Raw genomic sequence first — 11,793 nt, 5'->3', positions numbered from 1 at the left:
GGGAGCTACCGACCACCCTGACCCCCCGTCGGGACCCTGCTCGGTGTGCGCGCGCAGCAGGGGCTCGTGTCGCACGATCAGTCGTTCCGGTCTCGAACCGAGGAGCCCCATGCCCTCTTGGCGCATGCTGACCCCGACCTTGCCCGCACTGGTCCTCGCCCTTCTCGCCGCCCCGCTGGCCACCGCGCCGGCTGGTGCAGCGGTCGATCCCGTGGCCGCCATGGACGACGCGCTGTACCAGCGGGTCGCCCCGGCGACGGGGGCCAGCCTCGTCACGCCGTGGGCGGACGAGGCGGCCACGGCCGCGACGTCCTACGGCTACACCACCGACCTGGGCAAGCCGTTCCGGGCCTCGACCACGGCCGTGGCCGGGCTGGCGCCGGTGCACCGCCTGTTCAAGGCCTCGGCCTCGGACTTCGCCTGGGCGCTGGAGGGCTCCACGCAGTTGTCCACCCTGCGCTCGGCCGGCTACACCGACCAGGGCACCAGCTTCTACGCCTCGGCGACCGACCTGGCCGACCGCACCGAACCCGTGCAGGTCTACGGCAAGGGGGCCGTCACCCGCCTCGCGCTGGCCACGGCCGGCAGCACCCTCGTGACGCAGGGATGGTCGCTCAAGGGGACCGCGTTCTACGTGCCCACCATGGCCGCGACCGCCCCGACCCCGACGACGCCCACGCCCACGACCCCGACGCCCGCGACCGGTGGCGCCGCTGCGGCAGGGTCCGTGGCCGTCGGCTCCGCCTCGTATGCCGTCCCCAGCGGCGCGGTGCACGTCACGACCTCGGGCAACGACGCTGCCGCCGGGACCGCGACGGCGCCCGTCCGCACCATCGCGCGTGCCATCGCCCTGGCACCCTCGGGCGGCACCGTCGTCGTCGCTGGGGGCACGTACCGCGAGTCCCTGACGATCTCGGGCAAGACGGTCACGATCCAGAACGCGCCCGGGCAGGCGGTGTGGCTCGACGGGTCGCAGCGCGTCGACGGCTGGGTGCAGGACGGCACCGCCTGGCGTCGCGACGGCTGGACGACCCGCTTCGACCACAGCCCCACCTACACGCAGGGTGCACCGGACTCGACGACCCCGTACTGGCAGTTCGTCAACCCGCAGACCTACCCGATGGCCGCCCACCCCGACCAGGTCTTCGTCGACGGCACGGCGCTGCGCCAGGTGAAGTACCGCAGCCAGGTCACGGCCGGCACCTTCTTCCTCGACGAGGCGACCTCGCGGCTGTACATCGGGAACCAGCCCTCCGGCCACACGGTCGAGGCCAGCACCCAGATCAAGGCCCTGAGCATCCGCGGTGCGGGCTCGGTCGTCCGCGGCATCGGCATCCGCCGGTTCTCCCCGTCGGTCTTCCACATGGGGGCCGTCACCGTCGAGGCGCCCAAGGTGCGCCTGGAGAACGTGGTCGTCAACGACAGCGCGACCACCGGTGTCTCGGTGCTGCGCGAGGACGCCGTGCTGGACCGCGTCACGATCGAGCGCAGCGGGATGCTGGGCATCCACGCCCGTTTCGCCGACCGGATCCTGTTCTCCGCGGTCAAGTCCGTGCGCAACAACATCGAGCGCTTCAACATCGCCCCGGTCTCCGGCGGCGCCAAGCTCGGCCAGACGCGCGGCGTCACCGTGCGCGACAGCACCTTCTCGGGCAACTACGGCCCCGGCCTCTGGGAGGACATGTCGGTCTACGACACCGTCGTCCGTGGGTCGCACTTCGCCGACAACACCGGCGACGGCCTGTTCCTGGAGATCTCGGCGAAGGTGGTCGTGGGTGACAGCCTGTTCGCCCGCAACGGCCTGGCGGGCATGAAGGTCAACAACACCAGCAACGTCAAGATCTGGAACAACTCGTTCATCGGCGCCGGTCGGCCGTTGAACCTCGTCCAGGACAGCCGCCGCAACACCAACCCCAACGACCCGGCCGTCGACCCCCGAGTGGCCTTCCCGGACCCGGCCATGCCGTGGACCCTGGGCCCGGTCGTCGTGCGCAACAACGTCGTGTCGCAGCCCACCACCGGCAGCAACTGCGTCCTGTGCGTCGAGGACTACAGCGGTCAGCGCTCTGCGGAGCAGATGGGGATCTCGGCCAACGGCAACGTCTACCACCGCCGCGACACCGCCACCCCCACATGGCTCGTGGTGTGGTCGCGAGGCGCCGGGAACCCGTACGTCTTCACGAGCCTCGCCCAGATGTCGTCGACCACGGGACAGGAGCGGCGGGGTCGCGAGCTGGTCGGCGCCGCCGTGCTCAGCGCCACCGGCGTCCCCACTGCTGCCGTCGCAGCCCTGGCCCCGACGACCGCCGAACCACTGCCGTCGGACGTCGCCTCGCTCATCGGCCGTCCGGCAGGAAGTGTCCGCCTGGGGCTCTGGTGAAGGGCTGGTGAAGGCCTGGTGAGGCGCTGGTGAGGCCCTGGCGGGTCTCTCGTCGGGCGGCTGAAGGCGGCGAAAGACCGTCCGAGATACCCGTCTCCTGAGGGTTGTCCCTTCCCACAGCCGTGGGTACCTTGCCCCGAGAGCAGCCATACCGCCCCAAACGGTGGCTGCGCGCCCAGCCCGACAGCGTCTCCACCAACCCCCGTGGTCGACCGCACGGCACCTGGGTCATGACCGGAGGAGCCCCCCATGAGACACCCTGGAACGACGAGGTCCGGGACGGTCGCGCTCGGCGTGGTCGCTGCGATCTGCTGGGCCGGGCTGTCTGCTGCCCCGGCCCACGCAGCCGCCTCCTGTGCCGACCTCGACCGCCCGACGTGGCACGTCGTCAACCCGTCGACCGGGAGCTCGCTGCTGACGCCGTGGTCCCAGGAGGCCGACAACGCGGCGAGCTACGGATGGACGGAGATCGAGGGCACGCCGTTCAAGGCGTCAACCGGGCCGGCCGACGAGCTCGTCGCCGTCCACCGCCTGTACGACCGCGACACCCGTGACTTCCAGTGGCAGTTCGCCGGGTCCGCGGCCAAGGAGTCGGCGGAGGCCGCCGGGTACGCCGACCAGGGCGTCAACTTCTTCGCCTCGCGTTCTGCCATCGCCGGCTGCACCGTCGCGGTGTCGTCCCTCACCAAGGGTGGCCACCACCAGTACGCGCTCCCCGGCGAGGTCGCGGCACTCGTGGCCCAGGGCTGGACGCAGGCCGGCACCACCTTCCACGCGGCGCCCTCGACACCGGTGGTCGAGCCGGCGCCGGTGCCCCCGCCGCCGCCTGCGGGCACCGACACGACCTTCTCCTTCGCCGTCATGCCCGACACCCAGAACGAGGTCGGCCCCACCGACCAGCGGATGCCCGCACGGGTCTCCTGGCTGGTGGACAACAAGAAGGCCCTCGACCTGAGGTGGGTGCTGCACTCCGGCGACGTCCACAACTGGGACACGCCGGACCACGCGCAGTTCGCCGCCATGAGCCAACGCCTCGAGCCCCTGACCGCGGCAGGCCTGCCCTTCGTCGCCGCTGCCGGCAACCACGACACCGGTGCGGTCTGCCCCGGTGGGTCGGCCTGCCCGGGTGCGGACACCAGCGTGACCGTGCGCGACACCAGCACGTGGAACGCCTACTACCCGCCGTCGCGGATGGGCCTGCAGGGCGTCTTCGAGGCGGGGCACTCCGAGAACGGCTGGCGCACCTTCGCCGCCGGTGGCGTCGACTGGCTGGTGCTCAACCTCGAGCTCTGGCCCCGGACCTCGGTGATCAACTGGGCCAAGAACGTCGTGGCCACCCACCCCGACCACAACGTCATCGTGCTCACCCACTCCTTCCTGGAGGGCTCGGGCGAGGTGTCGACGAGCAACGGCGGGTACGGCGCCAACAGTCCCGCCACGCTCTGGGCCGCCCTCGACGACTACCCCAACGTGGTGATGACCTTCTCCGGTCACGTCGGACAGGTCGCCAACACCTCGCTCACGGCCAGGGACGGGCACAAGGTCGCGACCTTCCTCGAAGCCATGCACGCGCCGACGACCAACCCGGTCCGCATCGTCACCGTCGACACCGCGGCGGGCAGCATCCGGACCGAGGTGCGGTCGAACTTCGACCGTGCCCTGCCGGCGGGTGAGCAGGACGTCATCCGCGTCTACCCCTACACCGCCACCGTCACCGGGATGCGCTGGGTCCGCTGACGCCCGCACGGCCTACGTCCGGTGACGTATGCCGCGGGGTCACCCCGCGGCATACGCTCACCGCACGGGGGTGGCGATGGGGCGACGGGACGGGCGCGCGGTGCCGGGGCGGCGCGGGATGCGGCCGGTCCTCGCGGTGGTGTCGGCCGCCCTCGTCACGCTGGGAGCCTGCACGGGAGGCGCCACGGAGCCGGCCCCCTCGAGTGGGCCGGCGACGACCTTCACCTTCGCGGTCGTGCCGGACACCCAGCCCGAGGTCCGGGCCGACGACCCGCGCACCGACGCCCGCAACGCCTGGCTGGTCGCGCACCGCGAGGAGCTCAACCTCCAGTGGGTGCTGCACAGCGGCGACATCCAGGACTGGGACACCCCCGACCACCAGCAGTGGGTCACCATGAGCACCCGGTTCCGGGCACTGGCGGCCGCCGGCCTGCCGTTCGTCGCGGCGCCGGGCAACCACGACACCGCCGCGGTGTGCGAAGGGGGCTCGGCCTGCCCCGGCGCCGACACCTCGGTCACCGTCCGCGACACGACCCTGTGGAACACCTACTACCCGCCGTCCTCCTTCGGTTTCGAGGGCCTGGCCGAGCCGGGGAGGTCCGACAACGGCTTCCGCACCTTCCGCGCGGGGGGCGTCGACTGGCTCGTCCTGGCCCTCGAGCTGTGGCCCCGCACCGAGGTCGTCACGTGGGCGACGGGGGTGGTGGCCTCCCACCCGCGGCACAACGTCATCGTGCTGACGCACATGTTCCTCGAGGGTGACGGCTCGATCTCGCAGACCAACGGGGGCTACGGCGCGACCAACCCGGCCCGGCTGTGGGAGGCGCTCAGGACCTTCCCCAACGTGGTGATGACGGTGAGCGGCCACACCGGCCAGGCGGTCAGCGTGACGAGGCCGGCGGCCGACGGGCACCCGGTCGCGATGTTCCTCCAGGCGATGCACGCCCCCGACACCAACCCGGTCCGCCTCGTCACCGTCGACACCGCCACGGGCACCCTCCGGACGCAGGTGCGCTCGAGCTACGACCGGTCCCGGCCCGAGGGCCGGCGCGACGTCGAGCAGGTCCTGCCCTACTCCGCGACGATCACCGGTATGCGGTTCGTCCGGCCGTGAGCCGCGGGTCCGGTGCCGGTCCGTCAGGTACGGCTGGGACGGGCTCGGCTCAGGCGGGTTCGGTGACGTCGGCGACCTGGGCGCCGAGCACGCGGACGAGGTCGTCGGCCTGCGCCGTCGCGGCCACGCCGTGGGCGCCGGCGCCGATCGACACCAGGCGGCCCGCCACCGTGGCGTCGGCCACGACGGGCCACGGGGTCGTCGAGCCGAACGGGGTGATGGTCCCGCGCTCGTAGCCGGTGACGTCCTTGGCCGTGGCCGCGTCGGGCATCGACATCCGGTTGACGCCGAGCAGCGCCCGCAGCTTGGGCCAGGAGATCTCGCGACCGCCGGGGACCAGGACGAACAGGTAGTCGTCCTCGGCGCGACGGACCACGAGCGTCTTGATGATGTCGTCGGGCTGCACACCGCGGGCGGCTGCGGCCTCCTCGAGGGAACCGACCCGTCCGTGCCGGGTGATCGTGTGGTCGATCCCGCTGGCGGCCAGGGCCGCAGCCGCCCGCTCGGCGCCGTCGTCAGTCATGGCGCCAGCCTAGGCGTGGGTCGGGCCACGGCCCAGCGGTGCGCCCAGCGGTCCGTCCGCAGGGGGTGCATGCTGGGGCCGTGAACGAACGCAACGTCCTCGGCGGCGAGCTCGAACCCTGCGGGACCGAGCCGATGACCGGGTTCTTCCGGGACGGCTGCTGCCGCACCGGTCCCGAGGACCTCGGCAGCCACACGATCTGCGCGGTGGCGACAGCAGAGTTCCTCGACCACCAGCGCGGCATCGGCAACGACCTGTCGAGCCCGCTGCCCGAGTACGGCTTCCCAGGCCTGGCGCCCGGGGACCGGTGGTGCGTCACGGCGCTGAACTGGGCCCGTGCCTACAGTGACGGGGTCGCCGCGCCGGTGGTGCTCGCCTCCACCCACGACTCGGTCCTGTCGCTGGTGCCGTTGACGGTCCTTCAGCAGCACGCCGTCGACGTGCCGTCGGACCTGAGCTCGCTCGACCCGTAGGGCGTCTCCCATGCGAGACACAAAGCCGTGTGGGGGAGGGTCCCCGTGCGCCGCCCGGGTGTGGAATGGTCAGGTCGTCGATCCGGGACCCTCCCGGGCACCTCGGTCGTCCCGGACGCCGACCAGTCGTCCGGTCACCCCAGTCGAGAGGGCAGCGTGAGCTTCGAGTCGATGTGGGCGGACCTGCAGCCCGTCGGGCGCAGCGCCTCCTCGGGGGGATACCGACGCTTCGCGTGGACGCGTGAGGACCACGACCTGCGCGAGTGGTTCGCCGGCGAGGCGGCCCGTCGCGGTCTCGACCTCACCGAGGACCGGATGGGCAACCAGTGGGCGTGGTGGGGTGACCCCGACCGGGCGACCCGTGACGGCGACAAGGGTGTGGTCACCGGCTCCCACCTCGACAGCGTCCCGGACGGTGGTGCCTTCGACGGCCCCCTCGGTGTGGTGAGTGCGTTCGCTGCGGTCGATGCGTTGCGGGACAACGGTTTCAGCCCCCGCCGACCCATCGGCATCGTCAACTTCGTGGACGAGGAGGGTGCGCGGTTCGGGGTGGCCTGCGCCGGCTCACGCGTCATCACGGGGGCGATGACGGCCCGCCGGGCACGCAGCCTCACGGACGCCGACGGCACGACGATGGCCGACGCCCTCCTCGCAGCCGGGCGGGACCCGCACCAGATCGGTCGCGACGACAAGACCGTCGGGCGGATCGGGGCCTTCGTCGAGCTGCACGTCGAGCAGGGGCGCGGGCTCATCGACCTCGGCCACGCCGTCGCGGTCGGCACCGACATCTGGCCGCACGGCCGGTGGCGCCTGGACTTCCCCGGCGAGGCGAACCACGCCGGGACCACCCGCCTCGAGGACCGGCAGGACGCCATGCTGGGGTTCGCCGGTGCGGTCCTGGCCGCCCGCGAGGCCGCCATCACCCACGGCTGCGTCGCCACCGTCGGCAAGGTGGCGGTCACCCCCGGCGGGGTGAACGCCGTGCCGAGCGCGGTCACCGGCTGGCTGGACGCGCGTGGGGCGAAGCCCAGGGCGGTGCGTCGTGCCGTCGCCGACGTGAGCGGCATGGTCGAGCAGGCCGGTGGGCACGTGACCGAGGAGTCCTGGACGCCCTCCACCCCCTTCGACGGCGAACTGTCCGCGCGGATCGCGACCCGGCTCGGCGGCATACCGGCCCTCGGCACGGGTGCGGGGCACGATGCCGGCATCCTCGCGAACGCCGGCGTCCCCACGGCGATGGTGTTCGTGCGCAACCCGACCGGGGTCTCGCACTCGCCCGCGGAGCACGCCGAGCTGTCCGACTGCCTCGAGGGCGTCGCCGCCCTGACGGCGGTCCTGGAGGACCTCGCGGGAGACGTTGCGGGAGACGCAGGGGATGGGGCATGACGACGTACTGGGCCGAGCACGCCTGGCTGCCCACGGGACTGGCGACCGACGTGCGGTTCGAGGTGGTGGAGGGGCGGTTCGTCGCCGTCCACCGCAAGGCCCGCCCGGCTCCCGGCGACGAACGCCTCCACGGCGTCGTCCTGCCCGGGCTCGCCAACGCCCACAGCCATGCCTTCCACCGCGCGCTGCGCGGCCGCACGCACGTCGACGGCGGCAACTTCTGGACCTGGCGCGACCAGATGTATGCCGTGACACGGCACCTCACGCCCGACACCTACTTCGCCCTGGCGCGAGCGGTGTTCGCGGAGATGGCGCTCGCGGGCATCACCGCGGTGGGGGAGTTCCACTACCTGCACCACGCCCCCGGCGGGACGCGGTACGCCGACCCGAACGCGATGGGACTGTCGCTCATCGCCGCGGCGCAGGAGGTCGGGATCCGGTTGACCCTGCTCGACACCTGCTACCTCGCGGGCGGCCTGACCGGCGACGGCCACCTCCCGCTGGACGACGTGCAGGTGCGGTTCTCCGACGGTGACGTCGACGCCTGGGCGGCCCGCGTGGCCGCCCTCGAGCCGGGCCTGACGACGCGCATCGGTGCGGCCGTCCACTCGGTGCGGGCCATCCCCCGTGACCAGCTCGAACCCATGGCCCAGGTGACCCGGGGCCGCATCGTGCACGCCCACGTGAGCGAGCAGCCGGCCGAGAACCTCGCGACCCAGATGTTCTACGGCGCCACCCCGACGGCGATGCTCGCCGAGGCGGGCCTGGTCAACGAGCGGTTCACCGCGGTGCACGCCACCCACCTCACCGACGAGGACGTCGCCTCGTTGGGGCACGAGCGCGCGACCGCCTGCTTCTGCCCGACCACCGAGCGCGACCTGGCCGACGGCATCGGTCCGGCGCGGGCGCTGGCCGAGGCCGGGGCCCGACTGTCCCTCGGCTCCGACCAGCACGCCGTCATCGACCCGTTCGAGGAGGTGCGGGGACTCGAGATGCACGAGCGCCTGACGAGCAACGAACGGGGTCGTTTCACCGGCGACGACCTGATGCGGGCGGCGAGCGTCGACGGCTACCGCAGCCTCGGGTGGCACGACATCGGCGAGATCGCCGAGGGGCAGGTCGCCGACTTCGTCCTCGTCCGCACCGACACCGTCAACACCGTCGGGTCCAAGGCAGGCCAGATCCTCTACAGCGCAACGCGATCCGACGTCGACCTCGTGGTCGTCGGTGGTCGCACCATCGTGCGCGACGGCCGGCACGAGCTCGGCGACGTCGCCGACCTGCTGACGACCTCGCTCGCCGACGTCAGGGAGCACCGGTGAGCAGCACCGTCGTGACCGGGATCGGCGAGCTCGTCACGTGCGACGGCAACGACGGGCCGGTCGGCGACCGCCTCGGACTTCGTCACGACGCGGCCGTGGTCGTGCAGGACGGGCTGGTCGCGTGGGTGGGGCCTTCGGCTGACGCCCCGGCTGCTGACCGTCGGGTCGATGTCGGGGGCCGGGCGGTGCTGCCGGGCTTCGTCGACTCGCACGCCCACCTCGTCTTCGCCGGCGACCGCGGTGACGAGTTCGCCGCGCGGATGGCGGGCACTCCCTACGACGGTGGGGGCATCGGTGTCTCGGTGGCGGCCACCCGCGCCGCCAGCGACGACGAGCTGCGGTCCCTGGTGGCTGCCCGGTTCGCCGAGATGCGGGCCCAGGGCACGACGACCGTGGAGGTCAAGAGCGGCTACGGACTGACGGTCGAGGACGAGGTGCGGTCGCTGCGCATCGCTGCCGAATTCACCACGGAGACCACCTTCCTCGGGGCGCACGTGGTGCCGGCCGAGCACGCAGCCGACCGCGCTGCATACCTGGATCTCGTGACCGGGCGGATGCTCGCTGCCGCGGCACCGCACGCGCGGTGGGTGGACGTCTTCTGCGAACCCCACTCGGCGCACGCGTTCACTGCCGACGAGGCGCGCGCCGTCCTCGTCGCCGGGCGCGACGCAGGTCTGGGCCTGCGCGTCCACGGCAACCAGCTCGGCCACGGCCCGGGGGTCCAGCTCGCCGTCGAGCTCGGCGCCGCGAGCGTCGACCACTGCACCTACCTGTCCGACGACGACGTCACCGCCCTCGCCGACGCCGCCGGCACCACGGTGGCGACCCTGCTGCCCGGGGTGGAGTTCTCGACCCGCTCGCCCTACCCCGACGCCGCGGGGCTGCTGCGCGCCGGCGTCGACATCGCGCTGGCCACCGACTGCAACCCCGGCACCTGCTACTCGTCGTCGATGCCGTTCGTCGTCGCGCTCGCCGTCCGCGAGATGGGCCTCACGCCCGGCGAGGCCGTGTATGCCGCGACGGCCGGCTCCGCGAAGTCGTTGCGCCGCAGCGACATCGGGCAGATCCGGGTCGGGTCCCGGGCGGACCTCACCGTCCTCGACGCGCCGTCGCACGTCCACCTGTCCTACCGTGCAGGCGTGCCCATCGCCCGGGCGCTCGACCTCGCCGCACCGTCCGGAGGACCCTCATGACCGAGCCGACCACCCCAGCCCCCGAGCTGGTCGAGGTGGCGCACGCCTGCTTCGACTTCGCGCGCCACGGTGACACGCCGAGGTTGCTCGCCTACGTCGCGGCAGGGGTGCCGGTCGACCTCACGGACGCCAGTGGCAACACGCTCCTCATGCTCGCCGCCTACCACGGGCACGCCGACGCGGTCCTCGGCCTGGCTGCTGCCGGCGCCGAGGTCGACCGCACCAACGACCGCGGTCAGACGCCCCTGGCCGGGGCCGTCTTCAAGGGCGAGGACGACGTGGTGAGGGCGCTGCTGCAGCACGGCGCCGACCCCGAGCTGGGAACGCCCAGCGCGCGGGCGACCGCCGAGATGTTCGGCCGCACCGACCTGCTGCCGCCCGAGCAGCCCTAGGCGTCGCCCTCCTGCATGGCCTGCGGCAGGTGACCGGAGGACTTCTCGTAGTACTGGGCGGCCTTGCGGGTCATCGCGACCTTCGCGGCGCCGGCAGCCAGGCCGGTGAGCGCAGCGAACGCCACCGCGTCCTTCCACGGCGTGCGCGGATCGCGCGGGTCCAGCGTCGAGTCCTTGCCGGCCTTCTTCCAGATCGTCGTGACGAGCTTGTTCGCCACGACCCCGGCAAGGACCGCAGATCCCGATCCCAGAATTCTCCACACCATCGGGCCCATGTCGTCCTCCAGTCGTCGTGCAGGTCGCAGATCTCTGCGCCATCGTCCTGTCCAGCCTTGCACAGGGTGGAGTAGCCTGCAGACGTCACGACAGGGGAGCGCGCAAGCGCTGAGAGTGCGGCCCACCGCAGACCCTCACACCTGATCCGGTTCGCACCGGCGTAGGGAGTCGAGTTCTCACGCACCTGTCGACCGTCGCAGCCGTCGAGCCTCGTGCCCGTGGGTGCGTCCGGTCGGCAGGGGCAACCCCCTCGGAATCCAACGGATCCTCGGGAGGCACCACCATGAGCACCACCAACACCCCGGCCGGCTCGGCCGAGAGCAGCACCACCAAGAACAGCACCACGCAGACCACCACCAGCTCCAGCCCGTCCCCGCGCGGTCGAGGAGGCAGCATCCGCGCGAGCGGCTCCCTCATGGGGTGGCGAACGGTCGACCTGCTGACCGTCGCCTTCCTCGGCGCCGCGTTCGGCATCGCCTACTGGGGCTGGGGCCTCGCCTACGGCGTGCCCGCCGAGGCCCTGACCAAGGCGTTCCCCCCGCTCCAGGGCATCACCGCCGCCCCCTGGCTCATCGCCGGCGTGGTCGGTGGCCTCGTCGTGCGGCGCCCCGGCGCAGCTCTGCTCTGCGAGGTCATCGCGGCGCTCGTCTCCATGCTCCCCGGCACGCAGTGGGGAGCGACCGTGCTGATCTCGGGCATCCTCCAGGGCCTCGGCGCCGAGATCGCCTTCCTCCTGCTCGGCTACGGCGCCTTCGGCCTCGGCGCCGCCATGCTCGCCGGTGCCCTCAGCGCCCCGCTCGAGGCGCTCTACGAGTGGCAGGTCTACTGGACTGACTGGGCGATGGACTACAAGGTCGTCTACCTCGTCATCTTCACGGCCGCCGGTGCCGTCATCGCCGGTGGACTCGGCTGGTTGCTCACCCGGGCGCTCGCGAGGGCCGGCGCGCTCGGGGCCTTCCCGGCCGGCCAGGAAGCCAGGGAGTCCCACGCTGTCTGA

At 72.5% G+C, this 11,793-nt stretch carries 11 protein-coding genes and 1 riboswitch; of the genes, 9 read left to right on the top strand and 2 right to left on the bottom strand.

Features of this window, described 5'->3' with window-relative positions; genetic code table 11:
- Nucleotides 1–124: 124 nt before the first annotated feature.
- The 3 genes from ABD286_RS13710 (at nucleotide 125) to ABD286_RS13700 (ending at nucleotide 5,231) form a co-directional block, all read left to right on the top strand.
- Complete coding sequence (locus tag ABD286_RS13710) at nucleotides 125–2,380, top strand: right-handed parallel beta-helix repeat-containing protein (protein WP_344194393.1); 2,256 nt, start codon at nucleotides 125–127, stop codon at nucleotides 2,378–2,380.
- 249 nt (nucleotides 2,381–2,629) lie between these two features.
- A complete protein-coding gene (locus tag ABD286_RS13705; RefSeq protein WP_344194391.1) occupies nucleotides 2,630–4,117 on the top strand; it encodes a metallophosphoesterase in 1,488 nt (495 codons plus the stop codon).
- A gap of 76 nt (nucleotides 4,118–4,193) precedes the next feature.
- Nucleotides 4,194–5,231: a metallophosphoesterase gene (locus tag ABD286_RS13700; protein ID WP_344194389.1), complete on the top strand. Its 1,038-nt coding sequence runs from the start codon at nucleotides 4,194–4,196 to the stop codon at nucleotides 5,229–5,231.
- Nucleotides 5,232–5,280: 49 nt separating this feature from the next.
- Here the strand turns inward: ABD286_RS13700 and ABD286_RS13695 are convergent, their stop codons facing one another.
- On the bottom strand, nucleotides 5,281–5,754 hold the full coding sequence (locus tag ABD286_RS13695; protein ID WP_344194387.1) for an aminoacyl-tRNA deacylase: 474 nt from the start codon (nucleotides 5,752–5,754) through the stop codon (nucleotides 5,281–5,283).
- 80 nt (nucleotides 5,755–5,834) lie between these two features.
- On the opposite strand from ABD286_RS13695, the gene ABD286_RS13690 reads away from it, so the two are divergent.
- The 5 genes from ABD286_RS13690 (at nucleotide 5,835) to ABD286_RS13670 (ending at nucleotide 10,520) form a co-directional block, all read left to right on the top strand.
- A complete protein-coding gene (locus ABD286_RS13690; protein ID WP_344194385.1) occupies nucleotides 5,835–6,227 on the top strand; it encodes a DUF2237 family protein in 393 nt (130 codons plus the stop codon).
- Between the two features lie 171 nt (nucleotides 6,228–6,398).
- The gene (locus ABD286_RS13685; RefSeq protein WP_344194739.1) at nucleotides 6,399–7,613 is read left to right on the top strand and encodes an allantoate amidohydrolase; all 1,215 of its coding nucleotides are present in this window, start codon (nucleotides 6,399–6,401) and stop codon (nucleotides 7,611–7,613) included.
- A complete protein-coding gene (locus ABD286_RS13680; RefSeq protein WP_344194383.1) occupies nucleotides 7,610–8,935 on the top strand; it encodes a formimidoylglutamate deiminase in 1,326 nt (441 codons plus the stop codon). The genes ABD286_RS13685 and ABD286_RS13680 overlap by 4 nt, the downstream gene beginning before the upstream one ends.
- Complete coding sequence (gene hutI / locus ABD286_RS13675; protein WP_344194381.1) at nucleotides 8,932–10,128, top strand: imidazolonepropionase; 1,197 nt, start codon at nucleotides 8,932–8,934, stop codon at nucleotides 10,126–10,128. Before ABD286_RS13680 ends, hutI begins: the two co-directional genes overlap by 4 nt.
- Nucleotides 10,125–10,520: an ankyrin repeat domain-containing protein gene (locus tag ABD286_RS13670; RefSeq protein WP_344194379.1), complete on the top strand. Its 396-nt coding sequence runs from the start codon at nucleotides 10,125–10,127 to the stop codon at nucleotides 10,518–10,520. The genes hutI and ABD286_RS13670 overlap by 4 nt, the downstream gene beginning before the upstream one ends.
- On the opposite strand, the gene ABD286_RS13665 is transcribed toward ABD286_RS13670, so the two are convergent.
- Nucleotides 10,517–10,795 carry a DUF4235 domain-containing protein gene (locus ABD286_RS13665; protein WP_344194377.1) on the bottom strand — a complete coding sequence of 93 codons (279 nt, stop codon included), beginning with the start codon at nucleotides 10,793–10,795 and terminating at the stop codon, nucleotides 10,517–10,519. The two genes, ABD286_RS13670 and ABD286_RS13665, sit on opposite strands and share 4 nt — an antisense overlap.
- Before the next feature lie 82 nt (nucleotides 10,796–10,877).
- Nucleotides 10,878–10,980, top strand: a riboswitch (TPP riboswitch).
- Nucleotides 10,981–11,079: 99 nt separating this feature from the next.
- On the opposite strand from ABD286_RS13665, the gene ABD286_RS13660 reads away from it, so the two are divergent.
- On the top strand, nucleotides 11,080–11,793 hold the full coding sequence (locus ABD286_RS13660) for an ECF transporter S component (protein WP_344194375.1): 714 nt from the start codon (nucleotides 11,080–11,082) through the stop codon (nucleotides 11,791–11,793).

Origin of the sequence: Pedococcus aerophilus (assembly GCF_039532215.1) — a bacterium.
Classification (GTDB): Bacteria; Actinomycetota; Actinomycetes; order Actinomycetales; family Dermatophilaceae; genus Pedococcus; species Pedococcus aerophilus.
This window is presented reverse-complemented; position numbering and strand designations above follow the sequence as displayed.

Coding starts and splice junctions, on each gene's coding strand:
- ABD286_RS13665 (WP_344194377.1), bottom strand. CDS start 10,795: ATGGGCCCGATGGTGTGGAGAATTCTGGGATCGGGATCTGCGGTCCTT.
- ABD286_RS13695 (WP_344194387.1), bottom strand. CDS start 5,754: ATGACTGACGACGGCGCCGAGCGGGCGGCTGCGGCCCTGGCCGCCAGC.
- ABD286_RS13705 (WP_344194391.1), top strand. CDS start 2,630: ATGAGACACCCTGGAACGACGAGGTCCGGGACGGTCGCGCTCGGCGTG.
- ABD286_RS13660 (WP_344194375.1), top strand. CDS start 11,080: ATGAGCACCACCAACACCCCGGCCGGCTCGGCCGAGAGCAGCACCACC.
- ABD286_RS13700 (WP_344194389.1), top strand. CDS start 4,194: ATGGGGCGACGGGACGGGCGCGCGGTGCCGGGGCGGCGCGGGATGCGG.
- ABD286_RS13710 (WP_344194393.1), top strand. CDS start 125: ATGCTGACCCCGACCTTGCCCGCACTGGTCCTCGCCCTTCTCGCCGCC.
- ABD286_RS13685 (WP_344194739.1), top strand. CDS start 6,399: ATGTGGGCGGACCTGCAGCCCGTCGGGCGCAGCGCCTCCTCGGGGGGA.
- ABD286_RS13680 (WP_344194383.1), top strand. CDS start 7,610: ATGACGACGTACTGGGCCGAGCACGCCTGGCTGCCCACGGGACTGGCG.
- ABD286_RS13670 (WP_344194379.1), top strand. CDS start 10,125: ATGACCGAGCCGACCACCCCAGCCCCCGAGCTGGTCGAGGTGGCGCAC.